The 25,965-nt window shown below is 63.3% G+C and carries 24 protein-coding genes; 18 read left to right on the forward strand and 6 right to left on the reverse strand.

The features are described from left to right. The first annotated feature begins 77 nt into the window (after positions 1 to 77). The 12 genes from rfbB (at position 78) to AC3WQM_RS12405 (ending at position 13,226) form a co-directional block, all read left to right on the forward strand. Positions 78 to 1,157, forward strand: a complete 1,080-nt coding sequence (gene rfbB / locus AC3WQM_RS12350; RefSeq protein WP_492679031.1) for a dTDP-glucose 4,6-dehydratase — start codon at positions 78 to 80, stop codon at positions 1,155 to 1,157. Then, complete coding sequence (rfbD, locus tag AC3WQM_RS12355; RefSeq protein ID WP_492679033.1) at positions 1,154 to 2,044, forward strand: dTDP-4-dehydrorhamnose reductase; 891 nt, start codon at positions 1,154 to 1,156, stop codon at positions 2,042 to 2,044. The genes rfbB and rfbD overlap by 4 nt, the downstream gene beginning before the upstream one ends. 39 nt (positions 2,045 to 2,083) lie before the next feature. Continuing rightward, complete coding sequence (gene rfbA, locus AC3WQM_RS12360) at positions 2,084 to 2,971, forward strand: glucose-1-phosphate thymidylyltransferase RfbA (RefSeq protein ID WP_492679034.1); 888 nt, start codon at positions 2,084 to 2,086, stop codon at positions 2,969 to 2,971. Further along, positions 2,968 to 3,516: a dTDP-4-dehydrorhamnose 3,5-epimerase gene (gene rfbC / locus AC3WQM_RS12365; protein WP_492679036.1), complete on the forward strand. Its 549-nt coding sequence runs from the start codon at positions 2,968 to 2,970 to the stop codon at positions 3,514 to 3,516. Before rfbA ends, rfbC begins: the two co-directional genes overlap by 4 nt. Positions 3,517 to 3,771: 255 nt before the next feature. Next, a complete protein-coding gene (locus AC3WQM_RS12370) occupies positions 3,772 to 5,736 on the forward strand; it encodes a glycosyltransferase family 4 protein (RefSeq protein ID WP_492679038.1) in 1,965 nt (654 codons plus the stop codon). Further along, positions 5,729 to 6,496: a glycosyltransferase family 2 protein gene (locus AC3WQM_RS12375; protein WP_492679040.1), complete on the forward strand. Its 768-nt coding sequence runs from the start codon at positions 5,729 to 5,731 to the stop codon at positions 6,494 to 6,496. Before AC3WQM_RS12370 ends, AC3WQM_RS12375 begins: the two co-directional genes overlap by 8 nt. A 43-nt stretch (positions 6,497 to 6,539) precedes the next feature. Further along, the gene (locus AC3WQM_RS12380; protein WP_492679042.1) at positions 6,540 to 8,078 is read left to right on the forward strand and encodes a hypothetical protein; all 1,539 of its coding nucleotides are present in this window, start codon (positions 6,540 to 6,542) and stop codon (positions 8,076 to 8,078) included. 76 nt (positions 8,079 to 8,154) lie between these two features. Further along, entirely contained in the window at positions 8,155 to 9,126 is a 972-nt protein-coding gene (locus tag AC3WQM_RS12385) for a glycosyltransferase (RefSeq protein ID WP_492679044.1), read from the forward strand. After that, a complete protein-coding gene (locus AC3WQM_RS12390; RefSeq protein WP_492679046.1) occupies positions 9,123 to 10,079 on the forward strand; it encodes an NAD-dependent epimerase/dehydratase family protein in 957 nt (318 codons plus the stop codon). Before AC3WQM_RS12385 ends, AC3WQM_RS12390 begins: the two co-directional genes overlap by 4 nt. A gap of 47 nt (positions 10,080 to 10,126) precedes the next feature. Next, positions 10,127 to 10,525: a GtrA family protein gene (locus AC3WQM_RS12395; RefSeq protein ID WP_492679048.1), complete on the forward strand. Its 399-nt coding sequence runs from the start codon at positions 10,127 to 10,129 to the stop codon at positions 10,523 to 10,525. Positions 10,526 to 10,773: 248 nt separating this feature from the next. Further along, positions 10,774 to 12,054 (forward strand): rhamnosyltransferase WsaF family glycosyltransferase, encoded by a 1,281-nt coding sequence (locus AC3WQM_RS12400; protein WP_492679050.1) that lies wholly within the window; start codon positions 10,774 to 10,776, stop codon positions 12,052 to 12,054. Beyond that, positions 12,054 to 13,226 (forward strand): glycosyltransferase, encoded by a 1,173-nt coding sequence (locus tag AC3WQM_RS12405; RefSeq protein ID WP_492679052.1) that lies wholly within the window; start codon positions 12,054 to 12,056, stop codon positions 13,224 to 13,226. Before AC3WQM_RS12400 ends, AC3WQM_RS12405 begins: the two co-directional genes overlap by 1 nt. 30 nt (positions 13,227 to 13,256) lie before the next feature. Here the strand turns inward: AC3WQM_RS12405 and AC3WQM_RS12410 are convergent, their stop codons facing one another. Together AC3WQM_RS12410 and AC3WQM_RS12415 are read right to left on the reverse strand one after the other, a co-directional pair. Continuing rightward, positions 13,257 to 13,958: an ABC transporter ATP-binding protein gene (locus AC3WQM_RS12410; protein ID WP_062471155.1), complete on the reverse strand. Its 702-nt coding sequence runs from the start codon at positions 13,956 to 13,958 to the stop codon at positions 13,257 to 13,259. A 3-nt stretch (positions 13,959 to 13,961) separates the two neighbouring features. Next, the gene (locus AC3WQM_RS12415; protein ID WP_492679054.1) at positions 13,962 to 14,765 is read right to left on the reverse strand and encodes an ABC transporter permease; all 804 of its coding nucleotides are present in this window, start codon (positions 14,763 to 14,765) and stop codon (positions 13,962 to 13,964) included. Between the two features lie 324 nt (positions 14,766 to 15,089). Here AC3WQM_RS12415 and AC3WQM_RS12420 point away from each other — a divergent pair, with 324 nt between their 5' ends. Both AC3WQM_RS12420 and AC3WQM_RS12425 read left to right on the forward strand, forming a co-directional pair. Continuing rightward, positions 15,090 to 16,088 carry a glycosyltransferase family 2 protein gene (locus AC3WQM_RS12420; RefSeq protein WP_492679056.1) on the forward strand — a complete coding sequence of 333 codons (999 nt, stop codon included), beginning with the start codon at positions 15,090 to 15,092 and terminating at the stop codon, positions 16,086 to 16,088. A 10-nt stretch (positions 16,089 to 16,098) separates the two neighbouring features. Next, positions 16,099 to 17,163 (forward strand): glycosyltransferase family 2 protein, encoded by a 1,065-nt coding sequence (locus AC3WQM_RS12425; RefSeq protein WP_492679058.1) that lies wholly within the window; start codon positions 16,099 to 16,101, stop codon positions 17,161 to 17,163. 40 nt (positions 17,164 to 17,203) lie between these two features. Here the strand turns inward: AC3WQM_RS12425 and AC3WQM_RS12430 are convergent, their stop codons facing one another. Next, on the reverse strand, positions 17,204 to 19,222 hold the full coding sequence (locus AC3WQM_RS12430; RefSeq protein ID WP_492679060.1) for an acyltransferase family protein: 2,019 nt from the start codon (positions 19,220 to 19,222) through the stop codon (positions 17,204 to 17,206). An 84-nt stretch (positions 19,223 to 19,306) separates the two neighbouring features. Continuing rightward, positions 19,307 to 20,065, reverse strand: coding sequence for a glycosyltransferase family 2 protein (locus AC3WQM_RS12435; RefSeq protein ID WP_492679062.1), 759 nt, complete (start codon positions 20,063 to 20,065; stop codon positions 19,307 to 19,309). 45 nt (positions 20,066 to 20,110) lie between these two features. On the opposite strand from AC3WQM_RS12435, the gene AC3WQM_RS12440 reads away from it, so the two are divergent. The 4 genes from AC3WQM_RS12440 to AC3WQM_RS12455 all read left to right on the forward strand — a co-directional run bounded on the left by AC3WQM_RS12440 (position 20,111) and on the right by AC3WQM_RS12455 (position 23,971). Continuing rightward, a complete protein-coding gene (locus tag AC3WQM_RS12440; RefSeq protein WP_492679064.1) occupies positions 20,111 to 21,202 on the forward strand; it encodes a glycosyltransferase family 4 protein in 1,092 nt (363 codons plus the stop codon). Between the two features lie 64 nt (positions 21,203 to 21,266). Next, a complete protein-coding gene (gene argB / locus AC3WQM_RS12445; RefSeq protein WP_489060993.1) occupies positions 21,267 to 22,160 on the forward strand; it encodes an acetylglutamate kinase in 894 nt (297 codons plus the stop codon). Positions 22,161 to 22,248: 88 nt separating this feature from the next. Next, on the forward strand, positions 22,249 to 22,899 hold the full coding sequence (gene slmA / locus AC3WQM_RS12450; protein WP_099794951.1) for a nucleoid occlusion factor SlmA: 651 nt from the start codon (positions 22,249 to 22,251) through the stop codon (positions 22,897 to 22,899). 187 nt (positions 22,900 to 23,086) lie between these two features. Further along, positions 23,087 to 23,971 carry a DMT family transporter gene (locus AC3WQM_RS12455; RefSeq protein WP_492679066.1) on the forward strand — a complete coding sequence of 295 codons (885 nt, stop codon included), beginning with the start codon at positions 23,087 to 23,089 and terminating at the stop codon, positions 23,969 to 23,971. On the opposite strand, the gene AC3WQM_RS12460 is transcribed toward AC3WQM_RS12455, so the two are convergent. After that, positions 23,968 to 25,026 carry a malate/lactate/ureidoglycolate dehydrogenase gene (locus tag AC3WQM_RS12460; RefSeq protein WP_492679068.1) on the reverse strand — a complete coding sequence of 353 codons (1,059 nt, stop codon included), beginning with the start codon at positions 25,024 to 25,026 and terminating at the stop codon, positions 23,968 to 23,970. The genes AC3WQM_RS12455 and AC3WQM_RS12460 overlap by 4 nt on opposite strands. Positions 25,027 to 25,029: 3 nt before the next feature. Further along, positions 25,030 to 25,962: an SMP-30/gluconolactonase/LRE family protein gene (locus AC3WQM_RS12465; protein WP_492679070.1), complete on the reverse strand. Its 933-nt coding sequence runs from the start codon at positions 25,960 to 25,962 to the stop codon at positions 25,030 to 25,032. Between the last annotated feature and the right edge of the window lie 3 nt (positions 25,963 to 25,965).

The following is a 25,965-nucleotide window of genomic DNA, read 5'->3' on the forward strand; positions in this document are numbered from 1 at the left end:
ATCGGCACTTCACACCGATGGGATAATTGAATGTTGATTTTCGGTAAAGCAAACTTTTTTCTACAGGTGGGGACTCCATGATCCTGGTTACCGGCGGCGCAGGCTTCATTGGCGCCAATTTCGTACTCGACTGGATCGCGCAGGGCGACGAGCCCGTCGTGAACCTCGACAAGCTGACCTACGCAGGCAACCTCGAGACCCTCGCATCGCTCAAGGGCAACGCGAACCACGTCTTCGTGCAAGGCGACATCGGCGACAGCGCACTGCTCGACCGCCTGCTGGCCGAGCACAAACCGCGTGCCGTCGTGAACTTTGCCGCGGAATCGCACGTCGATCGCTCGATCCACGGCCCGGAAGACTTCGTGCAGACCAACGTGCTCGGCACCTTCCGCCTGCTCGAATCGGTGCGCGGTTACTGGAACGCCCTGCCGGCCGACCAGAAGGCGCCCTTCCGCTTCCTGCATGTGTCGACCGACGAGGTCTACGGCTCGCTCTCCAAGACCGACCCGGCGTTCACCGAAGAGAACAAGTACGAGCCCAACAGCCCGTACTCGGCCAGCAAGGCCGCCAGCGACCACCTCGTGCGCGCCTGGCACCACACCTACGGCCTGCCGGTGGTCACCACCAACTGCTCGAACAACTACGGCCCGTTCCACTTCCCCGAGAAGCTGATCCCGCTGATGATCGTCAACGCACTGGCCGGCAAGAACCTGCCCGTGTACGGCGACGGCATGCAGGTGCGCGACTGGCTTTACGTGAAGGACCACTGCAGCGCCATCCGCCGCGTGCTCGAGGCCGGCAAGCTCGGCGAGACCTACAACGTCGGCGGCTGGAACGAGAAGCCCAACATCGAGATCGTCAACACCGTGTGCGCGTTGCTCGACGAGCTGAGCCCTCGCGCCGACGGCAAACCGTACAAGGAACAGATCACCTACGTCACGGACCGCCCGGGCCACGACCGCCGCTACGCCATCGATGCACGCAAGCTCGAGGCCGAGCTTGGCTGGAAGCCTGCCGAGACCTTCGACACCGGCATCCGCAAGACCGTCGAGTGGTACCTCGCGAACGGCGAGTGGGTGCGCAACGTGCAAAGCGGCGCGTACCGCGAGTGGGTCGAGAAGCAGTACGACGCCACGACGGCGAAGGCCGGCGCATGAAGCTGCTGCTGCTTGGCAAGGGTGGGCAGGTCGGCTGGGAGCTGCAACGCAGCCTCGCGCCGCTCGGCGAACTGGTCGCGCTGGATTTCGACAGCACCGACTTCCATGCCGACTTCAGCCGTCCCGAGCAGCTGGCCGCCACGGTGCTGGCCGTGCGCCCTGACGTCATCGTCAATGCCGCCGCGCACACCGCCGTCGACAAGGCCGAGAGCGAGCCCGACTTCGCGCGCAAGCTCAACGCCACCTCGCCTGGCGTGGTGGCCGAGGCCGCGCAGCAGATCGGCGCGCTGATGGTGCATTACTCCACCGACTACGTCTTCGACGGCAGCGGCACCGAGCCCTGGAAAGAAGACGACGCGACCGGTCCGCTCAGCGTGTACGGCCAGACCAAGCTCGAAGGCGAACAGTTGGTGGCGAAGCATTGCGCGAAGCACCTGATCTTTCGCACCAGCTGGGTGTACGCCGCGCGCGGCGGCAACTTCGCCAAGACCATGCTGCGGCTGGCCAAGGAGCGCGACAAGCTCACGGTCATCGACGACCAGTTCGGCGCGCCAACCGGCGCCGAGCTGCTGGCCGACATCACCGCGCATGCCATCCGCGCCACGTTGCAAGACCCGGCCAAGGCCGGGCTGTACCACGCCATCGCCGGCGGCGAGACCACGTGGCACGGCTACGCGCGCTTCGTGCTCGAGATGGCGCAGCAGGCCGGCGTCGAACTCAAGGCCGGCCCGCAGGCGGTGGAGGCCGTGCCCACCAGCGCCTTCCCGACGCCCGCGACGCGGCCGCACAACTCGCGGCTCGACACCACCAAGCTGCAGACCACCTTCGGCCTGCGCCTGCCGCCCTGGCAGGAAGGCGTGGCGCGCATGCTGCGCGAGACGCTCTGACCGACTGATTTTTCCTGCCCCTCACAGAAGAAGACTCCCATGACGCAACGCAAAGGCATCATCCTCGCCGGTGGCTCCGGCACCCGCCTGCACCCGGCCACGCTCGCCATGAGCAAGCAGCTCTTGCCGGTGTACGACAAGCCGATGATCTACTACCCGCTGAGCACGCTGATGCTCGGCGGCATGCGCGACATCCTGATCATCAGCACGCCGCAGGACACGCCGCGCTTCCAGCAATTGCTGGGCGATGGCAGCCAGTGGGGCATGAACCTGCAGTACGCGGTGCAACCGAGTCCCGATGGCCTGGCGCAAGCCTTCATCATCGGCGAGAAGTTCGTGGGCAATTCGCCGAGCGCGCTGGTGCTGGGGGACAACATCTTCTATGGGCATGACTTCGTGCACCTGCTGTCGGATGCCGATGCGAAGCAGGGCGGTGCGACCGTGTTCGCGTACCACGTGCACGACCCGGAGCGCTATGGTGTGGTGGCCTTCGATGCCAACGGCAAGGCCAGCAGCATTGAAGAGAAGCCTGTCAAGCCCAAGAGCAGCTACGCGGTGACCGGCCTGTACTTCTACGACAACCAGGTCGTCGACATTGCCAAGGCCGTGAAACCCAGCGAGCGCGGCGAGCTGGAAATCACGGCCGTCAACCAAGCCTATCTGGACCTCAACCAGCTGAATGTGCAGATCATGCAGCGCGGCTATGCGTGGCTGGATACCGGCACGCACGAGAGCCTGCTAGAAGCCGGCCAGTTCATTGCGACGCTGGAGCATCGACAGGGGCTGAAGATCGCGTGTCCTGAAGAGATCGCGTGGCGCAATGGCTTCATCGATCGCGAGCAACTCGAAAAGCTGGCTGCACCGCTGCAGAAGAACGGCTACGGAAAGTACCTGAAGCACCTGCTGGCCGAAGAGGTGCGTTCGTGAAGGTCATCCAAACCGAGATTCCCGACGTCTTGATCATCGAGCCGAAGGTCTTCGGCGATGCCAGAGGGTTTTTCTACGAGAGCTTCAATCAGCGTGCCTTCGAAGATGCGGTCGGATCGAAGGTCGACTTCGTGCAGGACAACCATTCAAGGTCGTCCAAGGGCGTGCTTCGAGGCCTGCACTATCAGGTCCAGCAAGCGCAAGGAAAGCTGGTGCGTGCGGTGCGCGGTGCGGTCTTTGATGTGGCTGTCGATATCCGGCGTTCTTCGCCCACGTTCGGGCGGTGGGTGGGTACGGAGTTGAGCGAAGGCAATCACCGGCAGTTGTGGGTTCCGGCGGGCTTCGCGCATGGATTCTTCGTTCTCACGGATTCCGCGGATTTCTTGTACAAGACGACGAACTACTACGCGCCGGAGCACGAGCGATGCATCGCCTGGAACGACGCGAGCCTGCAGATCGCGTGGCCGGACATCGGCATGGCGCCGCAGTTGTCCAAGAAGGACGTCGAAGGCAAATCGCTTCAAGCGGCGGATGTCTTCGAGTAATCAGAGTTTTTTGGACAAGGCACCTGAGTGCCAGCCGGATTCGGTGCTTCGTTTCTTGATCGCACAGCAATGAGCGAATGCCGAAAGTGAGATTCTTGTCTTCTTGCTGTATTTGAAATATTCCCGCTGCCTGTGAATGCGAGTTGCTTCTGATGGAGTGAACCGAACGACTCCGGCCTCATGCGCATTCGATCGACGGACAAAGGCCTGAGCGTGTGAGCGCAAGGAAGCGCATCAATTTTCATGAAACCCGGAATGAATTTCAAAAAACTACTGAAGCGAAGCGCTCAGGTTGTGAGCGAGTATCGCGATGCTGGTCTGCTCCGGCAGTCGGATCTGTTCGATAAAAAATGGTATCGGGAGCGCAATCCGGATGTGCCGGAAGGCGCTGAGATCCAGCATTTCCTTCGGTTCGGCGGCAGGGAAGGGCGTGCACCAAGCGAAAAGTTCGATGCAGCAGGGTATCTGGAGGCCAACAAGGACGTGGCGTACCGAGGCCTGAATCCTTTGGTGCACTACCTCAAGTGGGGCAAAGAGGAGGGGCGGAAGATCGCAGTTGCCCGCCTGCCAATGCGCGCGTCCATCTCCGAGAAGCGACGTTCGGCGCCAACCATCGATCTCAGTCGCTACTCAAGAAACGGCACTCTGCTCGTGACAGAGCAGGAGATTCGCGATCTCGAATTGCTCCATGAAACGGACCTCTTCGATGCCGAGTGGTATCTCGAAAACTACCCGCATCTGAAGAATCAGGATCCTTACCTTCATTTCCTGCGGCATGGCGGTTTTGAGGGATTGAAGGCCAGCGAGAACTTCGATTGCGAGTGGTATTGCGACATCTATCCGGATGTTGTCTTGCACGGCGTGCACCCACTGCTTCACTACCTGAAGCATGGAATGAAGGAAGGTCGCTTCAAGGGCATGCCGCCCAAGATCGCATCGGCCGTCAGGCGGACCGTTGCAGACCTGATGACGCTCGACCCCGAAATCGAATCGTGCCATCCGTTGCACGGCAAGCACTTGAGGCTGCGCCCGAATTTCAGCATCCCGACCGATGAGCTTGGTGCCGTCTGGACTGAAATTTTTCATGACCTGCCTGCTGGAGTCCGGCACGTCGTTTTCATGCCTTGGCTTGTCAAAGGCGGGGCCGATCTCGCTGGGGTCAACATCCTGCGTGCAGCGCAGGAGGCGGTCGGTGTTTCTGCCACGCTGCTCGTCTTGACTGATCATGACAAGGTGGATGCCTTCGACTGGCTGCCCTCGGGGTCGCAAGTGCTGGTTTTGTCCGATTACGACCCCGATCTCAATCAGCGGAACAGGCAACGCATCGTCGAGGCGCTGATCTTCGCGCTTCAGCCCGAGTCGATCACGAACGTAAACAGCCTGGCGTGCTGGACGGCCCTTGTTGAAAAGGGCAAGGCTTTCCAGTCGATATGCAAGGTCTACACGACGCTGTTCTGCCGCGATTTCACGGAAGATGGCCGCGGGGCGGGGTATGCGGATACGCACCTTCGGGCCGCGATCCACAACGTCGACAAGATCTATTTCGATACCAACGTCTTCCTTGAAGAAGTGGTGGCGAGGTATGGGTTTACACATGCATTGACGCAGAAGCTCCAGTTTCTTCCTCAGCCGGCATTGGACGATCTGCGAGAGATTTCCAAGAGATCCGCATCCGACGAACAACGGCCGGCCGTCTTCTGGGCGGGCCGGTTCTGCTACCAAAAAAATACGGAGTTGTTGGGGCGGATCATCCGGTCTCTGCCGGAGGTCGCACTGGACGTCTACGGCGGCGGTGAGCCTCAGCGCGAAGCTGAACTGGCGGCGCTCGCAGGCACGCAGCCCAAGCTGCGTCTGTTGGGGATGTTCGCCTCGTTCAGCAAGCTTCCCCTGGAGCGGTATGCCGCCTTCCTCTTCACGTCACGTTTCGAGGGTATGCCGACTGTCCTGATCAATGCCGCCGCCGCAGGCGTCCCCATCATCGCGAGCAATGTTGGAGGCGTCTGCGAACTGGTGACCAACGAAACCGGATGGCTGATCGATGCTCTGGACGACGAGCGCGCTTATTGCGCGGCCATCCAGGAAATTCTCGACAACCCGCAAGAGGTGGAGCGCCGCCTGCAAGCCATGAGGAAAAAGCTGGGTCTCGAGCGTTCCTGGTCCGCATTCAAGGCGGGGCTTCCTTTCTCATCCATGTCCTCCAGTGAGGCCGAGCATGTCTAAGTTTCACATCACGGCGATCGTCAATGCGCACAAGGAAGGCCTGTGGCTCAAGCCGGCATTGGACAGTGTCTGGGCGTGCTTCGAGGCGGCCCGGGAACGGGGCTTGACCACTGAACTGCTCGTCGCGATGGACCGCGCGGACGCACTGTCTGTCGAGATCGTCAACAACAGCGTCGCAAGATTTCCCCAGGTGCGTGTGGTCCCCATGAACCATGGTGATGTCGGGCATGCTCGGAATCAGGCGGCATTGCTGGCCGAGGGCGACTATGTGGCGTTTCTCGACGGCGACGATCTTTGGGGTCCTGCCTGGCTTTCGGACGCCTATGCCATGGCGAGCGCGGACGAGCGGGAACTCGTGCTTCATCCCGAGGTGAATGTCTATTTCGGGCACGACCCTCATGTTTTTGTGCATATCGATGCCGAAAGCAAGAATTTCGACGCAGCAGCACTTGCGTTGGTGAACTATTGGACGTCACTTTGTTTTGTGCGCAGAGAGTTTCTTGTGAAAAATCCCTACCCAGAAACAGACTTGGCAGCACAAATAGGCTACGAAGATTGGGCCTGGAATCTCAAGGTGATGTCAGCGGGTGCCGTGCACAAATGCGTTCCGGGAACCGGCCATGCCATCCGCATGAAGAGAATTTCTTTGGTTCGTCAAACAAGTTCGGCGGGTTGCATCGCGGCACCCAGTGATATTTTCAAGAAGATCCTGAAAAACCAGGCAAGAAGGCCCGATTCGAAGCTTCGCGTCGCAGTTTAGTTCGCGCTTCCTGAGAAGCTTTTCAATTCGGCTTCAATGTGTGATGGAAAAAACAAAATTCAAAATCCTTGACGGGTGGGAGAGCACCCATGTCAAGTTGCTGCTGATCGTATTTGGTACGGCGCTGATTGCAAAGGGTGGAGTTCTGGCGCGTGGTTTTGCCGTGGATGATTACGCGTTCGGGCAGGGGTTCACAAAGGGCGAGCTGAGCGTATTCCTGACACAGGGCCGGTTCCTGCTTGGGGGCATTGACAGCTTCATCGACTCCCTTGGGGTGAACATCAATGACTTGTACGTGTCGCTCGGCGTCTGTGCGCTGCTCCTTCAGGCCGCGCTGGTCGTTTCCATCTTGCGATTCGTGGGCGTCGCGAATGCGCGGGGTGCGGCGCTGGTGGGCGCTGTCATGGTGGCCCATCCATATCTGGCGGAAATCCTCACTTTCCGCATGGTGCTGCCCGGGTACTGCGTGGCGGCGGCATTTTCCATCGTGTCGTTGGAGATGATTTCGCGAAAGCCGTTGAGGTGGCCGCACATCGCGATTGCACTGGCCGCCATGGTCGGCATGTTGTTCATCTACCAAGGGTTTTTGAACTATTTTTCCACAGCCGTCATTTTTGCTTACCTGTTTGGAGCGATTTCCTGGAAGCAGATCGATTTTGAAGTGACTGACGGACAGGATCTCAAACGACGCGCCATGATGCTGATGTTCGTTTGCCTTGCTTCCGCGGTCATTTTCTTGATCATTCTCAGCGTATCGAAAAGCATGGGATGGATCGAGTTGACGGGAAGAGCGAACCTGATTGAGCGCGGGTTCTTTGCGGAGAGAATCGGACAGATCAAGGATCTTCTGCTTCGGACCTACTGGTTGGGTGAGCCGGTGTCCCCTCGGTGGTTGAAGGTTCTTGTTGCCGCGATGATTTTTATCGCCGTGATGTTGACCGCGAAGATTTTCTGGTCTCAAGAGCGAAATTCAAAGAAATCGCTTGATCTTTTTTGCATCGCATTGGGTTTGCTTTTGCTGATCCCCGTGACTGTGGGGGTGATTGCCCCATTCAAGGACTGGCATCCGGTGCCGAGAGTGCTTCCCCAGGTTGCATTGATTGTTGGGTTGCCGTTGCTCGTCGGTTATTCGGCGGTGCGAGGATTTTTCGGAAAGACTTCTGGGAATATTTTTTCAGGCTTGTTGATCTTCTTGCTGGTGTCTTTTGTTTTTATAAACAACCAGGTGTTTGCAGATCAAAAAAGAATAAATTCGTGGGACAGAGCTGAGGCGAACCGGATAATTGCTCGTCTTGAGCAACAAGAAGATTTTTTGAAGGTTGAGTACGTCTTTGTAAGCGATGGTGGTTGGCATCATTCCTCTCGGTTGAGTACGATTCAAGGAGATATGAACATCTCCGCATTTTCTCCAGAGTACTCAAGGGTGCCATTGCTGGTTGAAGTTTCTGGTTATGCCTTCAAAAAATCCTCCGGCGATCAGAGCCTGATTGGCGAAAGGTATTGCGAAAAATCCGAACCCTGGCCAAGTCGGAAGTCTGTCTTTATTGTTGAAAATCTGGCCATTGTTTGCTTGAAGAAATGAGCTTTTGATTCCGAGGGGAATTTCGGGTTTGAGTTTTGTTTCAATGGTGGCAAATTAAATTTTTAGAATTATTAAAATGAACAGGCTAGAACGAGTTTCCATAGTGATCCCGGTTTATTCGGGGGAAAAAACGCTGCCAATTCTCGTGGCCGAAATCGAGAAATTGACACACCCGCAAGTCACCGCGGCCGGGAACTCGTTCGTCGTCAGCGAAGTCGTGCTGGTCCACGATTGCGGCCCGGACCGGTCGGACCTCACCATGACCGCTCTCGCGGAGAGCCATACCTTCGTTCAGCCGGTCTGGCTGTCTCGAAACTATGGACAGCACGCCGCCACCATGGCCGGCATGGCCAGCGCCACAGGAGACTGGGTTGTGACCATGGATGAAGACGGCCAGCAGGACCCCACAAGCATCGGTGCGATGCTGGACCTGGCGCTCAGCGCTTCGCTCCAGCTCGTCTACGCGCAACCTACGAACCCGCCGCCGCATGGCTGGCTGCGCAACCTGATGAGCCGAACGGCCAAGGGCATCAGCACGCGCCTTCTCGGCAACAAGACCATCGGCCGCTTCAACAGCTTCCGATTCATCGATGGCGAGATTGCCAGGACGTTGTCCGCCTATTGCGGCAACGGTGTCTATCTGGATGTCGGGCTGTTCTGGATCACGGGCCGTGTAGGGCACTGCCCCTTGCGTCTCAGGGAAGAACTGGGCCGACCCTCGGGCTATTCCTTCCTGTCGCTGGTCCGGCATTTCTGGAGCCTGGTTCTCACGACCGGCACCCGACCGCTGCGTCTGATCACCATCATGGGATTCTTCTCGATCCTGTTGGCGATGGGATTTGCGATCTACGCCATCTACGAGAAGTACACCGGGCAGGTGCCTGTCGAAGGGTGGACGTCGCTCGCCGTCGTGGTGGCATTTTTCTCCGGGGTCATCTTGACAGCGCTTGGCGTGATCGCGGAGTACTTGGCGGTGACGATGGGCATTGCGATGGGCAAGCCACTCTATGTCGTGAGTTCGAAGCCGACCCGGCCAAACCGTCCATGACGCTGACCTGGGTGCTCGGCGGCCGGGGGTTGCTGGGTTCTGCTTTTTGCCGTGCGCTCCGACTTGATGGGGCCACGGCATTCACTCCCGTCGAGCATTTCAGCTGGACGGATGAGGCTCGGCTCGCGACACAGATCGAAGCCGCGGTTGACGCTTTTTCTCTCCAGGCACGGCAGGCGTCGCGATGGGAAATCTACTGGGCTGCCGGCATCGGAACAATGGGCAGTGCTGAAGAGTCGCTTGAGCCGGAAGTCCGGGCGCTCGCGTTGCTCACTCGGCTGATCGAGTCGAATGGAACGCTGATATCGATGCCCGGTGCGCTGGTGCTCTCGAGTTCGGCCGGGGCGATCTATGCGTCGTCCAAAGATGAAATCATCACCGAGAACTCTCTGCCTGCGCCTAACAGCGCCTATGCGCGAGCCAAGTTGCGTCAGGAGGACATTCTGCGCAGCTTCGGGGCTGCGCATCCGCAGGTTTCAGTGCTGCTGGCCCGAATATCGACGCTCTATGGTGCGGGGCAGGCCGTTGGGAAGGCGCAAGGGCTCTTGACGCACATGGCTCGCAGCATCGTGCGCAATCGACCGGTTGGCATCTATGTCCCGATCGACACCATCCGCGACTACATCTCGGTAGACGATGCGGCAGTCGAAATCATCGGGACCCTGCGGGAACCGGATCTGTGGCCGGGGGTGCTGTTGAAGATCGTGGCATCGGGGCGGCCAACGACGATCGCCGAGATCATTTCCATATTCAAGAGAATTTCCAGAAAGCCACCAAAAATCACTACAGGCGTCAGCAAGGCTTCCAGCCTTTATCAAAGAAAAATCCAATTCCAATCCGTCGTGGGAAATGAAAAGCGCATGTTGCAGGTGCGCAGTCTGGGGGTGGGAATACATCAGGTCCTCAGCGCCGAGCGGGCTGCATATGCCTGTGGTGAGGGAAATTCTCGATGACAACGATATTTCCCTGCGCTCCCCTTCAATTCTTTGGCTGATTTTAAATGAAGCGGTCAAAAATATTTTCCTTTCAATTCGTGCGCTTCCTTGTGGTCGGGGTCGCCAACACGATGGTTGGCCTGTCGGTCATCTATTCCGCCAAATATTTCTTCCATGCCGGTGATGTCGTGGCCAATGCCATCGGCTATGGCGTCGGAATTTGTGTCAGTTTCATCCTGAACAGCCGCTGGACGTTCGCTTACCGCGGTCTCATGGCGTCGGCGGCGGTGAAGTTTTTTCTGGCCACCGCAGTGGCGTACGCCGCCAACCTGTTGACGGTGATGGCTGCAATCGATGGGTTTGGTATAAATACCTATCTGGCTCAGGCGCTCGGCATGCCGGTCTATACGGTCGTTGCGTACCTCGCCAGCAAGTACGTGGTGTTTCGCTTGAAAATGGAATAAAACACTTTGCTTCCTGGCTGTATGAAATGGAAAATAACGTATTTATTTGTGGATGCTTAAAGCGGGTCAGCCATCTCGAGCATATTGCGTTTCATAGACGGTGTTGATTTTTTCCCTCACGATGCTGCATATCCCGACAGTCGCTTGTGTCGGTGCTTGATAAAGAAAAACAGGAAACAAGAATGAGTGTGCGAGGTCGACGCTTCGTGGAGTTCTGGAGGGAGCACGGAACCCGAGCTGCCGCAAGATTGATTCGCGAGAAGCTGGGGGATGCCGTTGCCGGGCGTGGCGTATTCACCAAAGCGGAGGTTGCGTCCGTCGTCGTCGAACGCTCCGGGACGGTGCCGCAAATCTGTGGGCAGCGCTTCCTTTCGCAGCAGCCTCTGCAAACCTACGTCATTCCGCAACCTTCGCTGCCGCGTGTCAGCCTGGTGACGGACAGCATCGGTTCGGACAGCCTGTTCGGGGGCGTGGGCACGGCCTTGCTGTTCTCGGCCCAGCTGGCCAACCGGATGAACGCAACCCTGCGGGTCGTGACCCGGACCGAAGCCCCCATTCCCGGCAATGCCTGGCAGATCCTGAACGCCTACGGCATCGAGCTTCGGCACGAAATCCAGTTCGCGTTCGCGCCGCTCTTGGACGAGAACCCGGCGGCGGACCAGCCTGGGGCGACCGTTTCGCCCGGATTGGATATCCATCCGGACGAGACCTTCGTCACGACTTCCTGGTGGACAACGGCCGCCGCGTTGCCGAGCGTTCCGCATGCATCGATCATCTACCTTCTCCAGGAAGACGAGCGCATGTTCTATCCATTCGGAGAGGAGCGGGTGCATTGTGAGCAGGTGCTGCGCACCGAGGACATCCGGTTCGTCATCAATACCCGGTTGCTTTACGACCACCTGATCGCTACCGGTCTCACGCACCTGAACCGCACCGGATGCTGGTTCGAGCCGGCCTTTCCGACATCGCTGTTCCATGTGCGCGACCGCGAATCAGGGGATAAGAAGCGCTTCTTTTTCTACGCCCGGCCCAACAACCCGCGCAATCTTTTCCACGTCGGCCTGGCGCTCATTGATCGCGCGATCAACGAAGGCATCCTCGATCTTCGGCAGTGGGACGTGTACTTCGTCGGCAAGGACATTCCGAATGTGACGTTCGGCGACGGCAGCAGGCCTCAGCGATGCGAAGGGCTCGGGTGGAGGGCTTATGCCGATCTCGTGGGCACCATCGATCTGGGGCTCAGCCTCATGTATACCCCGCATCCGAGCTATCCGCCGTTCGATCTGGCGGCCAGCGGTGCGGTGGTGGTTACCAACAGGTTCGCCAACAAGCAGGACCTCTCGCCCTACTCGATGAATATTCTTTGTGCGGAGCTGGACACGGAGGCCTTGCTGAACGCCCTGCGGGAAGGAGTGGCACTTGCAGGAGACGCGCAAGCGCGCAGTCGCAACTACGCCGCGAACGGATTGGGCGCGGACTGGGCGCAGGCGTTCGAAGATGTCCTTCGGTCGCTCACGACAGCACGCTGATGTTTGCGCTGAACACGCCCAGCGTTCCTTATGCGGACCCCTGGCTTCTGCCGGTTTCCGCGCGTCTGGCCATGCTGCATCGGCGTTCGATGCGGGTGGCGTACTTCTATGAAGAGCCGAACAACAGCACGTTTCGCTACCGAGCCTACAACATGGCTCAGGTGCTCAACGAACTCGATACCGCCAGCCAGGTTTCGGCCAGCTATTTTTTCCTGTCCGATAGCGCGCGCTTCGACGAGATCGCCGACGCCTCGGATGTGCTGGTCATCTGTCGCTCGCGCTATTGCCATCAGGTCAACGGGCTGATCACAAAGTTCCGTGCGCGCCGCAAGCGGGTACTGTTCGACGTCGACGATCTGGTGTTCGACACGGACTATGCGCACCTGGTGGTGGCGACCCTGGGGCTCGATGTCACGCAGAAGGGGCTGTGGGACGACTGGTTCGCCATGATCTCTCGCATGGGGCAGACGTTGAGGCTGTGCGACGGCGCGATCACGACCAACGATTTCCTGGCCCAGAAGCTGGCGGATTACTCGGGCCTTCCCGTGTCCGTGGTTCCAAACTTCATGAACAGGGAACAACTCCAGCTCGCGGAGAAAGTCTTTGCCGAGAAGCAGCGCATGCGTTTCTCGGGCGACGGCAAGGTCAGTCTGGGCTACTTCAGCGGTTCGCCTTCGCACCGCCTGGACTATGCCATCGTGGAGCCGGCACTGGCCGAGGTGCTGGCCCAGCGACCGAATGTCGAGGTCATGGTGGTGGGGTACATCGACCACGGACCCGCGATGCGGGCATTTTCGGACCGCGTCAGTCGGCAGCCGTTCCACGATTACGTGAACCTGCAGCGGCTGCTTGGAACGGTCGAGTTCAATCTCATGCCGCTGCAATCGAACGCTTTCACCGACTGCAAGTCCGAACTGAAGTACTTCGAGGCGGCGAGTGTGGGCACCTTGAGCATCGCTTCGCCGAGCTTCACCTATCGTCGCGCCATTCGTCACGGCGAAAACGGCTATATCGCGAAAGCCCATGAGTGGGCCTCGGCGATCCTGCAGGCGGTGGACCGCAGTGCCGAGAGCTATGAGGCGATGGCGACAGAGGCCCGGCGCGATGCGCTGCAGAAGTTCGGCTGGCAGCACCAGACCGATGCGATCCTCAACGCATTGCAGATCGCCTGACCGGCCGGGCGCTTCTCGGGGCGCGCTTCTTCAGCTTTCGACGATCCGCCCGTGTTCCATATGGATCACGCGATTGCACTCCTTGGCAATCAGCTCGGGCGAGTGCGAGGCCAGCACCAGGATGCCCGACTTGGAGACCACGTCGCGCATCCGCTTCTCGGCCTTCTCGGTGAAGGCAGCGTCGCCCACCGACAGCCATTCGTCCATCAGCAGGATGTCGGCCTCGACGCTGGTCGAGATGGAGAACGCCAGTCGCATCATCATGCCGGTCGAGTAGGTGCGAACAGGCATGTTGACGTACTCGCCCAGGCCGCTGAACTCGCAGATGTCGGGCGTGAGCCGGTCGACCTCTTTCTTGCTCATGCCCATCACGAGGCCGCGCAGCATGATGTTCTCGATGCCAGTGGCGTCCATTTCGATGCCCAGTGCGGGATCGATCAGGCTGGCCACCGAACCCTGGCGCGTGAATTCACCCGAGGAGGGCTCATAGACGCCCGCCAGCGTGCGCAGCAGCGTGGATTTACCCGCGCCGTTGTGGCCGATCAGCCCCAGCCGGTCGCCGCTCTTGAGCTCGAGGTTCAGGCCGCTGAGCGCCTGCACCACGGTGACCCCGGTCTCTTTGCCGAAGCGCCCGCCGGTGACGGAGGCCGCGAGCGTCTTCTTGAGCGACACCGAGCCTGCCCCGTAAATGGGGAAACTGACCGAAACGTTTTTGAGTGAAATGGATGCCATGGATCAGAGCCAGTAAACGACGCGGCGACGGTATTTGACGAACATCACGCTCGCGGCGGTCAGACACAGTACGGTCCACACGCCAATGCCGATCCAGCTGTGGAGATGGGCCTCGCCGCCCATCAGCGGGGTGCGCAACAGGTCGAGCATCTGCGCAAAGGGGTTCCACAGCACGTATTTGGCGCGGCCCGGGAGGTTCTCGGGAAGCCAGAAAACAGGGGTAAGGAACATCAGCATCTGCATGATGCTGGTGATGATCTGCGTCACGTCGCGATAGCGGGTGCAGATGAGGCCCAGCAGCAGGCCGAGCGCATGGGCGTTGACGACGAGGATCAGGAAGGCCGGAATGACCATGAGCGCCGACCACGACAGCGAGACGCCGGCCCAAATGGCGACGGGGATGTACAGCACGATCTGGTGGGCGAACTGGATCAGGTTGCGCCCCAGGCCTCGCCACACGAAGAGGCTGATGGGAAAGTAGCCTTGCTTCAGGTAGTTGGAGGCGCCGACGAAGGCGTTGCAGGCATCGGTGACCACCGCGGAGAAGAACCCCCAGAAGATCACGCCGAGTGCCAGGTGTGGGAAGAACTTGTCCAGATGGGTGCCGAAGAGCGAGGCATACAGTGGCCCCATGCCGCCGATCATGACGCCCATGCTCAGCGTGAGCCACAGGGGGCCCAGCATGGAGCGGCGATAACGCAGCACCACGTCGAACCATGCCAGCGTCCACCAGATGTCGGTGCGGCGGGTGCCTTCCCACCAGTCGGCCAGGGCGCTTCGGTGGAGATTGGAATGAACTTGGCTCATGCGTGTGCGTCAGTGTCTTTGTCTGCCATGCGGGTGCTGATGTGCAGGGTCAGGTTCCCACCACCGCATGACACCGCGATGAGCAAAAGCGCTTCGTGGCCGAGGGGGTCAAGCGGGATTTCTTGGAGGGCTATGGCCGGATGGGCCGGAACGGTGCTCGTGCGAGCCCGCGCATTTTATTCGGAGTATCAACTGAGAGATAATTTTACCGGCTCCGGTTCCGCTGCAATTCGTAACCATCGAAGAGCCCACCGCTCCCCCGATCGGACGGGCTGCGGCTGCCCTCGGCAGCATGCCCGACAGAAAATCGATCAACCCATGCGTATGTCCCGTCCCCTCGAAGTCTCCGTCGCCCTGTGCACCTACAACGGCGCCCGCTTCCTGCGCGAACAGGTGCGCAGCATCTGCCTGCAAACCCGGCCACCGATCGAGATCGTGCTGTCCGACGATGCCTCGCGCGACGGCTCGGTCGACGTCGTGCGTGCCACGGTGGCCGAATGCGCGGCGGAGCGTGCCGGGCTGGCCATCGCCCTGCGGGTCTTCGAGAACCCGGTGGCCCTGAGGGTCGTCAAAAACTTTGAGCAGGCCATCTCCGCCTGCACCGGCGACCTGATCGCGCTGAGCGACCAGGACGACGTGTGGGTACCCGACCGGCTCGAGCGGATGGTGGCGCCCTTCGTGCAGGACGACAACCTCTGGCTGCTGCACACCGACGCGCGCCTCGTGGATTCGCAGGGCCACGATCTGGGCAACACGCTGTTCCATGCGCTCGAGGTCACACCGTCCGAAATCGAGCGGATCCACACCGGCCGGGCCTTCGACGTGTTCCTGCGCCGCAACCTCGTGACCGGCGCCACCACGGTTTTCCGTCGTGTGCTGCTCGCCGATGCGCTGCCGTTGCCCGTCGAATGGGTGCACGATGAATGGCTGGCCATCATCGCGTCGACCACGTCGCGGGTCGATCTGCTGGAAGAGTCCCTCATCGACTACCGCCAGCACGAATCCAACCAGATCGGCGCCCGCCGCGACACCTTCAAGGAAAAGGTGCGCAAGGCGCTCGCCTCGCGCGGTAACACGCACGTCGAGCGCGCGATCAAGGCCGAGCTGTTGCTGGAGCGCCTGCTGAAATTGGGCGATCGCGTGCCCCCCGAGATCATCGACAAGGTGCGCAGCAAGATCGTGCACCAGCGCTTCCGCGCCGCCTTGCCCGCCTCGCGCCTGGCCCGGTGCGTGCCGATCCTGCGCGAGGCCATGACCGGTCGCTACGACAAGTTCGGCCGCGGGGTGCGCGGCGTGGTCCGCGATCTTTTCGAATCTGTCTGACACAACAACAATGAACCCAATCAACGTCCCCGCGAACCCTTCCCGGCCCGGCGAGCCGACGGCCTGGCCGAACGTCGTGGTCATCATCCCGTTCTACAACGGCGCCGATTTCATCGAGCGCTCGGTGAAGAGCGTGTTCGAGCAGTCGGTGCCCGCGCACGAGGTGATCGTGGTCAACGACGGCTCCCGCCCGGAGGAGCGCGCCGCGCTCGACGGGCTGGCGGCCCGCTACCCGTTTCGCATCCTCGACAAGGAGAACGGCGGCCAGGGCTCGGCGCGCAATGCGGGCGTGGCGGCGTCGACTTCCGAGTACATCTGCTTCCTGGACCAGGACGACTTCTACCTGCCGAACCACATCGAGACGCTGGTGTCGTCGATCCCGGCAGACGACCGCCTGTTCGGCTACATCTACGCCGACCTGTACGAGGCGGACGGCGACGGCAACGTGATCCGCACGGGCGTCATCAAGGACCACGCACAGCACCCGAAGCGCAGCATCTTCGACCTGCTGCGTTACGACATGTTCGTGCTGCCCTCGGCCGCGCTGGTGAGCCGCAAGGCCTTCGACGCGGTGGGCGGCTTCGACTCGCAGTTCATGGGCTACGAGGACGACGACCTGTTCCTGCGCATCTTCCGCAAGGGTTACAGCAATCACTTCGTGGACAAGGCGGTGACGGTCTGGTGCATCCACACGGCGAGTACCTCGTTCGGCATCCGCATGGTGCGCAGCCGCTTCAAGTACTTCAAGAAGCTGCTGCAGATGTTCCCCGACGAGCACCAGCGCGGCCGCTACTACCTGCGCGAATACCTGATGCCGCGCTTCCAGCTGTTCTTCGTGAACGAGGCGATCGAGGCCATCAAGAAGGACGACCAGTACCGCGGCGAGATGACGGCGGTGCTGGACGACTACGCGGCCATCGTCTTCGCGAACCCGTATGTGGGCCGCAAAAAGAAGCTGCGGTTGTGGATCACGCTGTTCCTGCTGCGCCGGAGCACGCCGGGCATGGTGCGCTTCATCGGTGCGCTGACGAAGCTGCCGATCATCCGCAGCCTGCGCAAGGTCTACAAGTCCTGATGTGCGCCGCGGCGGCCCGCAGGCCGCCGCAGCCTGGTCCTCAGCGGGCCGGCGCCGACGTCATCGCCGGGTCCATGTAGGTGGCGTGCGAGCGCACGTACTCGGCGCGCAGGTGACCCGCGTCCTTGTAGATCGGCGTGGCGTCGGCGTCGGCGCGGGTGCACCAGTCTTTCTGGCACAGGGTCGGGATCGGGTCGATCACGATGGCGCCGCTGCGCTGCGCGATCTGCCGCATGCGCTCGTGCAGCGCCTTCTGCCTCGGGTCCCAGGGGGCGGTGGGCGACATCTTGCCCACTTGCATGTCGCCCAGGCGGCCGCCCTTGATGAACTCCTCGGGGCCGAAGCCCTCGCCGACCGGGTTGTCCAGCAGCAGGTAGACCTGCTTGTGCTTGGCCAGCGTGGTCAGCACGGTCTCGAGCATGTTGAGCGAGAAGTCCACGCCGCCGCCGCCCATGAAGCGCCGCTTGTCCTTGCCGTCGAAGAAGTAGTAGCGGTCGGCCGCTGCGTTCTCGGCGTTGGGCTTGCCGGTCTCGGTGAAGTAGCAATTCCAGCAGCCGCCGAAGACGACGGCGTCGAACCGGTCGCTCATGGCCAGCCGCATGCCGCCGTCGCGGCGTTCGCCGCAGAGGTTGTTCTGCTCGTCGACCACGTTGGGAATCGGCGGGCAGGCGCCCCAGGTCACGAAGGAGAGCGAATCGAGCGTGCCCGGCGAGGTCTTGGCGAGCTCGACGGCGCGCGGCCCGTACTGCTCGACGTGGCTGTCGCCGAAGAACAGCACCCGCCGCTTGCCCTGCCCGATCTGCTGCAGCACCTCGCCGTCGACCTTGATCGGGCTCAGGCCGTCCGGGTAGGCCCAGTCCTTGGCGGCGGCGGCGGTCTTGTTGAAGTAGGGATCGCTGTGGCGGCCCACGTAGTAGCGCGTGGTCGCCAGCAGGCCGAGCACGACGAAGCCGACCATCACGGCCACCAGCCCCGCCGTCACTGTCGGGTTCTCGCTGCGGCGCGTGTAGCGCTCGACGAACCGGTAGGTGAGCCAGGCCAGAACGAACGACGCCACCAGCATCAGCGCGCGGATGCCGTCGGAAGGCAGCTTGCCTTCCAGGATGCGCGCATAGGCCAGCAGCGGCCAGTGCCAGAGGTAGAGCGGGTAGCTGATGAGACCCACCCACACCATCGGCTTGGAGGCCAGCACGTAGCGGTTGAGTACGCCGGTCGGCCCGGCGGCGATGCAGAAGAAGGCGCCCACCGACGGCAGGATGGCCCAGAACCCGGGGAAGGCCTTGCCGCCGCGGATGTAGCACAGGCCCAGCACGATCAGCACGAGGCCGGCGATCGACTGTGCGTGGCGGCTCCAGCCCGGCTGCGGCGGCGGGCGGTGCAGCCGCGCATAGGCCAGCATGCCGCCGATCATCAGTTCCCAGAAGCGCGACAGCGGCGAATAGAACGCGGCCGTGCGGTGGCTGTGGATGGTCGTCACGTTGAGCAGGAACGACATCGCCGCCACCGTGCCGAGCACCGTGAGCATGCGCCACTTGCGCTTCCAGGCCAGGCCCAGCAGCACGGGCCAGAAGATGTAGAACTGCTCCTCGATGGCCAGCGACCACAGGTGCAGCAGCGGCTTGGTCTCGGCGGCGTTGTCGAAGTAGCCGGCCTCGCTCCAGAAGGCGAAGTTCGAGACAAAGCCCGCGCCCGCGGCCACGTGCTTGCCCAGCTGTTCCCATTCGTGCGGCAGCAGGGCGAACCAGCCGAAGGCCATGGTGGCCAGCAGCACCAGTGCCAGCGCCGGGAAGATGCGCTTCACGCGGCGCGCATAGAACTCGCGGTAGCTGAAGCCGTCGCCCTGGAAGCTGCCCAGGATGATGGTGGTGATCAGGAAGCCCGAGATGACGAAGAAGATGTCGACGCCGATGAAGCCGCCCTTGATCCACTGCGGGAACGCGTGGTAGCCGAGCACCGAGAGCACCGCGACGGCGCGCAGCCCGTCGATGTCCGGGCGGTATTTCGGGTGAACCAGGTGGGCGTGTTCGGGGAGGGAGGTCGGGCTGCTCGTGGTCGTCATCGTCGGTGCTGAAAGCGGCGCTAGCGGGCTTTTTGTGCGGGCTTTTCGGCCCCGATTGTCCTCGCAAACGCCGCCGCGCCTTTTTCAGGCGGCGGTGCGCTGCAGCCGCCAGTAGCGCCAGAACGCCCCCGACAGCCACACCTTGAGCAGGCTGGTCACGTGCCAGTAGAGGTACTTCTTGCTGCGGTGGCTGGCGCGCTGGGCGTCGTGGCGCGCGCGCAGGTCTTCGGTCACCTGGAGCTTCCAGCCCGCCAGCCGGGTGCGGGCGCAGATGTCGAAGTCTTCCCCGTACATGAAGAAGCGCTCGTCGAAGCCGCCGATGCGGCGGTAGGCCTCGCTGCGAAACAGCATGAACAGCCCGGGAATCCAGGCCGGCACGGCCGGCGGCTGGTAGCCGGGCTTCTTGCGGCCCAGGATCTCGAAGGGGGTCAGCAGCGCGCGGTGCGGCTCGGGCTCGGGCCGGCCCGACTCCAGGATGCGCGGCGTCATCAGGCCGGCGTCGGGCGCGGCCTGGGCGAGCATCGGGGCGAGCACGTCGGCGTCGAAGCGGATGTCGGGGTTGAGCACCAGGAACCAGGGCGTGTCGCAGCGCGCGAAGGCCTGGTTGTGGTTGGCGCCGAAGCCCAGGGGCGCCGGGTTCTCGATCCGTTCGATGGCGAATCCCCACTGGCGTCCTGCGAGCAGGTCGGCCTCGGGAATGTTCAGCGTGAGCACGACCTTGGCGATCGCGTCCCGGCTGTACTGGTCGAGCTGCTCGAGCAGCGGCAGCACCAGCGCGAGCTGGCCGTGGCTCACGATCGACAGGGTGACCGGGGCTTGGGGTGAAGAAGGGGGCGTGGGCATGGTCTAATTTCGCTCGGGAATTCTAGGGTTCCCCTAACCCCACACATGATTGCCCTGATCATCCTCAGTTTCTTCGTCTCCGCCATCGCGGTGCAGCTGTTCATGCGCCGCGCGCGCAGACACGCGCGCCGCTATGGCGCCGACATGCCCCAGCGTTTCCACAAGGGCCACGTGCCGCGCCTGGGCGGGGCCGGCATCATGCTCGGCATGAGCGCGGCCTGGCTGGGCGCCGGCCTGATCGAACCGCTGAACATCGCCTGGCCGCTCAAGACCTCGATGCTGACGCTGGTGTGCATCCTGCCCGCCGTGCTCGGCGGCATCGTCGAGGACGTGACCCAGCAGGTCAAGGTGCGCTACCGGCTGGGCCTGACCATCGGCTCGGCGCTGCTGGTGTGCTGGGTGCAGGGGCTGGGCGTGGCACGCACCGGCTTCGAGACGCTCGACGGCTGGCTCGCGCTGCTGCCGTACGCCTCGCTGGTCTTCGCGGCCCTGGCCATCGGCGGCCTGCCGCATGCCTTCAACATCATCGACGGCTACAACGGGCTGGCCGGTACCGTGGCCGTGCTCGTGTGCCTGGCGATCTCGCACGTCGCGCTGCAGCTGGGCGACCGGCAGCTGGCCGCGATGGTGATCTGCCTGGTCGGCGCCACCTTCGGTTTCCTGGTCTGGAACTACCCGCGCGGCAAGATCTTCGCCGGCGACGGCGGCGCCTACGTCTGGGGCATGGTGATCGCCGTGGCCTGCGTGACGCTGGTGCAGCGCCACCGCGTGGTGTCGCCGTGGTTCCCGATGCTGCTGCTGATCTACCCGGTGTGGGAGACGCTGTTCTCCATCTACCGCAAGCTGGCCCGGGGCCAGTCGCCGGGCACGGCCGACGCGCTGCACTTCCACCAGCTGATCTTCCGGCGCATCGTGCGCGTGGCCTTCGCGGACGACGAGGCGCGCCAGCTGCTGGCGCGCAACAACCGCACCTCGCCCTACCTGTGGATGTTCGCCGCGCTGTCGGTGGTGCCCGCGGTGCTGTTCTGGAACAACACCTTCGTGCTGATGCTGTTCTGCCTTCTGTTCGTCACGACCTACGTCGGGGCGTACCTGATGATCGTGCGCTTCAAGGTCCCCCGCTGGCTGCGGCCCTGACCGCCGGCGCCACCTTGTTGCGAGAATTCTTCCCATCGTCCACCGCTTTGGAGCCTGACTGTCCATGACCGATCCCGTCCTCAACATCCCTCCGCGCGACAAGGCCGAGATCCTGGCCCAGGCGCTGCCGTACATCCGCAAGTTTCACGGCAAGACCATCGTCATCAAGTACGGCGGCAACGCCATGACCGACCCGGCGCTGCAGGCCGACTTCGCCGAAGACGTGGTGCTGCTCAAGCTGGTCGGCATGAACCCGGTGGTGGTGCACGGCGGCGGCCCGCAGATCGAGGCCGCGCTGAACAAGCTGGGCAAGAAGGGCAGCTTCGTGCAGGGCATGCGCGTGACCGACGCCGAGACCATGGAAGTCGTCGAATGGGTGCTGGCCGGCGAGGTGCAGCAGGACATCGTGGGCCTGATCAACCAGGCCGGCGGCAAGGCCGTGGGCCTCACGGGGCGCGACGGCGGCCTCATTCGCGCGCAAAAGCTCAAGCTGGCCGACCGCACCGACCCGAATGTGCACCACGACGTGGGCCAGGTCGGCGACATCGTCTCCATCGACCCCAGCGTGGTCAAGGCGCTGCAGGACGACGCCTTCATTCCCGTGGTCAGCCCGATCGGTTTCGGTGAAGAGAACGAGAGCTACAACATCAACGCCGACGTCGTCGCCGGCAAGCTCGCCACGGTGCTCAAGGCCGAGAAGCTCATGCTCCTGACCAACACGCCCGGCGTGCTCGACAAGAACGGCAACCTGCTCACCAACCTCAGCGCGCGCGAAATCGACGAGCTGTTCGCCGACGGCACCATCTCGGGCGGCATGCTGCCCAAGATCGAAGGTGCGCTCGACGCGGCCAAGAGCGGCGTGAATGCGGTGCACATCATCGACGGCCGCGTGCCGCACGCGATGCTGCTCGAGATCCTGACCGACCAGGCCTACGGCACGATGATCCGGGCGCGCTGAGCGCCCTGTGCGTGCCTTCCTGCGGCGGAAGGCGCGCGCTCACTGCGCTGTGCGAGAATCAATTGATTACATCTTTGCACGCGCTCCCATGCAGAACGAAGAGACAGCTGCCCCCGGCGTAGAGACCCCGGCCGACACGCCCGCCGCCGCACCGACGCGCAAGCGCCCCAAGCCGGGCGAGCGGCGCGTGCAGATCCTGCAGGCGCTGGCCGCCATGCTGGAGCAGCCCGGTGCCGAGCGGGTCACCACCGCCGCACTCGCTGCGCGGCTCGAGGTGAGCGAGGCGGCCCTGTACCGCCACTTCGCGAGCAAGGCCCAGATGTTCGAGGGCCTCATCGATTTCATCGAGCAGAGCGTCTTCACGCTGGTCAACCAGATCCTCGAGCGCGAAGGTGCCACCGGCAGCCAGCAGGCCGCCCGCATCCTCACGCTGCTCGTGCAGTTCGCCGAGCGCAACCCCGGCATGACGCGCGTCATGGTCGGTGATGCGCTGGTCTATGAGAACGAGCGCCTGCAGCAGCGCATGAACCAGTTCTTCGACAAGATCGAGGCCACGCTGCGCCAGGTGCTGCGCGGCGCGGCCGCCGCCGACGGCTCGGCCACGCCCAGCGTCGACGCCCAGGTGCGCGCCGCGGCGCTCACGGCCTTCGTGGTCGGACAGTTGCAGCGCTTTGCGCGCTCGGGTTTCCGCCGGGCACCGTCGGAACACCTGGAAGCCACGATCGCCCTGATCGTCTGAAGGCCAGGCCGGCAGGTCCGGCGCCGCACCGCTGAACTCGACGCGGCCCCTGGCGACGCGTACGATCAATTTCCTCCCTTGCCGCCACGCGGTGCCGCGGTGACAAGCCCGTTTCGCATGACCTCTGGATCGGAGGCTCGCATGAGTGCTTGTCCTTCCCGCCTTCGCTGGCCTTCCGGGGCGCGCCATGCCTGACGCCGCCGCTGCCCGCCCGGCCCTTCTCCTGCACGTCGCCGCGCTCACCGCGGTCGCCATGGTCGCGTTCGCGGCCAACTCGCTGCTGTGCCGGCTCGCGCTGCAGCACGGCGGCATCGACCCCGCCAGCTTCGGCAGCATCCGGCTCGCGTCCGGCGCGCTCACGCTCGCACTCGTCGTGCGCTTCCGGGCGCAGCCGTCCGCCCTTGGGCGCACCGGCTGGCTCCCGGCCGTCATGCTGTTCGCGTACGTCGCGTTCTTCTCCTTCGCCTACCTCAGCCTCCCGGCGGGCACGGGCGCGCTGATCCTCTTCGGCGCGGTGCAGCTCACGATGCTGGGCGCGGGCCTGGGCGGCGGCGAGCGCTTCGGGGTGCTGGCGTGGTGCGGTTTTGTCCTTGCGGCGGCCGGGCTCGTCTACCTGGTGTCGCCGGGCGTCGCCGCGCCGCCGCTGCTGGGCGCCGTGCTGATGGCGGTGGCGGGCGTGGCGTGGGGCGTGTATTCGCTGCGCGGCCGGGGCGTGGCCGACCCGCTGGCCGCGACCGCGCGCAACTTCCTGCGCGCCGTGCCGCTGGCCCTGGCACTGAGCCTGGTGTTCATCGCGCATGCGCACGCCGATGTGCGTGGCGTCGCGCTGGCCGTGGCCTCCGGCGCGCTGACCTCGGGGCTCGGCTACGTGGTCTGGTACGCGGCGCTGGGCCGGCTGTCGGCCTTGCGGGCGGCGACCGTGCAGTTGTCGGTGCCGCTGCTGGCAGCGTTCGGCGGCGTGCTGTTCCTGTCGGAAGCGATCACGCCGCGGCTGGCGCTCGCCTCGGTGGCGATCCTCGGCGGCATCGCGCTCGTGCTGAGCCAGAAGTCGCGCCAGGCGGCGCGACGCTAGGCGACGGCCACGCCCACCTTCGCGCCGGCGGCGATGATCTCGCCCCAGGTCGCGTCATCGACCCACACCCCGTCGCGCCGGCGTGCCGCGCGCGCCCGGCGCTCCGGTTCGCCCGCGATCTGCACGGCCTCGAAGCCCTGGCCCGGCGGGCTTTGCCGCAGCCAGCCGATGAACTCGCGCGCCTCTTCGTCGAAGGCCTTCTGCGTGCCGAGCTTCGCGGGGTCGATCAGCACCGTCAGCATGCCGTTGAGCACCGTGCGCGCCGTGTCCGCCGGCCGGTGCCAGGTGCCGCCGCCGGTGAGCGCGCCGCCCAGCAACTCGCACGCCACGGCCATGCCGTAGCCCTTGTGTTCGCCGAAGGTCATGAGCGCGCCGAACAGGCCGTTGCCCTGCGGCACCACGACCACGCCGGGGTCGTTGGTGGGCGCGCCGTTCTCGTCGATGAGGTAGCCGTCGGGCACCTGTTCGCCCTTGTTGTGGGCCACGCGCATCTTGCCCTGCGCCACACGGCTGGTCGCGTAGTCGAGCACGAAGGGCTCGGCGCCCGCGAGCGGAATGCCGATGCAGCACGGGTTGGTGCCGAAGCGCCCGTCGCCGCCGCCCCAGGGCGCCACCACGGGCCGCGAGAGCACGTTGACGAAGTGCATCGCCACCAGCCCCTGCGCCGTCGCCATCTCCGCGAAATGGCCGATGCGCCCCAGGTGGTGCGCGTTCGCGAGCGTGAAGATGCAGCTGCCGTGCTGCTTCGCGCGCGCGATGCCGAGTTCCATCGCCTGCACGCCGACGATCTGCCCGTAGCCGTGCTGGCCGTCCAGGCCCATCAGCGTGCCGATGTCGAGGTTGACCTTCACGGCCGCGTTCGGCACGAGGCCGCCCTCGGCCACGGCGTCGACATAGCGCGGCAGCATGCCCACGCCGTGCGAGTCGTGGCCGCTGAGGTTGGCCAGCACGAGGTTGGCCGCCACCTGCTGTGCTTCGGCAGGCTGGCTGCCCGCCGCTTCGAGGATGCGGGTGACGGTCGCTTGCAGCGCATCCGCCGGCAGGGTGTGAGACATGGATCAGGCTCCCTTCGCGTTCAGTGTGATGGCATAGAGCGACGTCGTCGCGCAGATGAAAAGCCGGTTGCGCTTGGGCCCGCCGAAGCAGACGTTCGCCACCCGCTCGGGCAGGAGGACCTTGCCCAGCAGCGTGCCGTCCGGGTGGTAGGCGTGCACGCCGTCGAGCGCGCTGGTCCAGAGGCGGCCTTCGGTGTCGAGGCGAAAGCCGTCGAACATGCCGCTCGTGCATTCAGCGAACACCTCGCCGCCGCTCAGGCTGCGGCCGTCGGCGCCCACCTTGAAGCGGCGGATGTGCCTCGGCCCGTCCTGCAGGTGGCTCGCGCCGGTGTCGGCGACGTAGAGCAGCGATGCGTCGGGCGAGAACGCGAGGCCGTTGGGCTTCACGAAGTCGTCCGCCATGCGCTCGACGTCGCCGCTCGCGGGGTCGATGCGATAGACATGGCACGCGCCGATCTCGCTGTCCGCGCGCAGTCCTTCGTAGTCCGAGAGGATGCCGTAGCTCGGGTCGGTGAACCACACGCCACCGTCCGGATGCACCACCACGTCGTTGGGTGAGTTCAGGCGCTTGCCCTGCCAGTGCGAGGCCAGCACGGTGATCGATCCGTCGTGCTCGGTGCGCGTCACGCGTCGCGTGAGGTGCTCGCAGCTCACGAGCCGGCCTTCGCGGTCGACCGTGTGCCCGTTCGTGTTGTTCGACGGCTCGCGGAACACGCCGACCGTGCCGTTCACCTCGTCGTAACGCAGCATGCGGTTGTTCGGAATGTCCGACCACAGGAGCGTGCGGTGCGCACCGAACCACACCGGCCCTTCGCACCAGCGCGCGCCGGTCCACAGCCGCTCGACGCGCTCGGGGCCGGGGATGCAGGTGTTGAAGCGCGCGTCCAGCCGCTCGAAGCCGGTGCCTTCCAGGAAACCGAAGGGAAGGGTGCTCATGCC

Source organism: Variovorax sp. FW301-JW7, from assembly GCF_058788795.1.

Excerpts from the sequence above, each read along its gene's own strand:
- rfbB (WP_492679031.1), top strand. The coding sequence starts at position 78 with ATGATCCTGGTTACCGGCGGCGCAGGCTTCATTGGCGCCAATTTCGTA.
- rfbD (WP_492679033.1), top strand. The coding sequence starts at position 1,154 with ATGAAGCTGCTGCTGCTTGGCAAGGGTGGGCAGGTCGGCTGGGAGCTG.
- rfbA (WP_492679034.1), top strand. The coding sequence starts at position 2,084 with ATGACGCAACGCAAAGGCATCATCCTCGCCGGTGGCTCCGGCACCCGC.
- AC3WQM_RS12370 (WP_492679038.1), top strand. The coding sequence starts at position 3,772 with ATGAATTTCAAAAAACTACTGAAGCGAAGCGCTCAGGTTGTGAGCGAG.
- AC3WQM_RS12375 (WP_492679040.1), top strand. The coding sequence starts at position 5,729 with ATGTCTAAGTTTCACATCACGGCGATCGTCAATGCGCACAAGGAAGGC.
- AC3WQM_RS12380 (WP_492679042.1), top strand. The coding sequence starts at position 6,540 with ATGGAAAAAACAAAATTCAAAATCCTTGACGGGTGGGAGAGCACCCAT.
- AC3WQM_RS12385 (WP_492679044.1), top strand. The coding sequence starts at position 8,155 with ATGAACAGGCTAGAACGAGTTTCCATAGTGATCCCGGTTTATTCGGGG.
- AC3WQM_RS12390 (WP_492679046.1), top strand. The coding sequence starts at position 9,123 with ATGACGCTGACCTGGGTGCTCGGCGGCCGGGGGTTGCTGGGTTCTGCT.
- AC3WQM_RS12395 (WP_492679048.1), top strand. The coding sequence starts at position 10,127 with ATGAAGCGGTCAAAAATATTTTCCTTTCAATTCGTGCGCTTCCTTGTG.
- AC3WQM_RS12405 (WP_492679052.1), top strand. The coding sequence starts at position 12,054 with ATGTTTGCGCTGAACACGCCCAGCGTTCCTTATGCGGACCCCTGGCTT.
- AC3WQM_RS12410 (WP_062471155.1), bottom strand. The coding sequence starts at position 13,958 with ATGGCATCCATTTCACTCAAAAACGTTTCGGTCAGTTTCCCCATTTAC.
- AC3WQM_RS12415 (WP_492679054.1), bottom strand. The coding sequence starts at position 14,765 with ATGAGCCAAGTTCATTCCAATCTCCACCGAAGCGCCCTGGCCGACTGG.
- AC3WQM_RS12420 (WP_492679056.1), top strand. The coding sequence starts at position 15,090 with ATGTCCCGTCCCCTCGAAGTCTCCGTCGCCCTGTGCACCTACAACGGC.
- AC3WQM_RS12425 (WP_492679058.1), top strand. The coding sequence starts at position 16,099 with ATGAACCCAATCAACGTCCCCGCGAACCCTTCCCGGCCCGGCGAGCCG.
- AC3WQM_RS12430 (WP_492679060.1), bottom strand. The coding sequence starts at position 19,222 with ATGACGACCACGAGCAGCCCGACCTCCCTCCCCGAACACGCCCACCTG.
- AC3WQM_RS12435 (WP_492679062.1), bottom strand. The coding sequence starts at position 20,065 with ATGCCCACGCCCCCTTCTTCACCCCAAGCCCCGGTCACCCTGTCGATC.
- AC3WQM_RS12440 (WP_492679064.1), top strand. The coding sequence starts at position 20,111 with ATGATTGCCCTGATCATCCTCAGTTTCTTCGTCTCCGCCATCGCGGTG.
- argB (WP_489060993.1), top strand. The coding sequence starts at position 21,267 with ATGACCGATCCCGTCCTCAACATCCCTCCGCGCGACAAGGCCGAGATC.
- slmA (WP_099794951.1), top strand. The coding sequence starts at position 22,249 with ATGCAGAACGAAGAGACAGCTGCCCCCGGCGTAGAGACCCCGGCCGAC.
- AC3WQM_RS12455 (WP_492679066.1), top strand. The coding sequence starts at position 23,087 with ATGCCTGACGCCGCCGCTGCCCGCCCGGCCCTTCTCCTGCACGTCGCC.
- AC3WQM_RS12460 (WP_492679068.1), bottom strand. The coding sequence starts at position 25,026 with ATGTCTCACACCCTGCCGGCGGATGCGCTGCAAGCGACCGTCACCCGC.
- AC3WQM_RS12465 (WP_492679070.1), bottom strand. The coding sequence starts at position 25,962 with ATGAGCACCCTTCCCTTCGGTTTCCTGGAAGGCACCGGCTTCGAGCGG.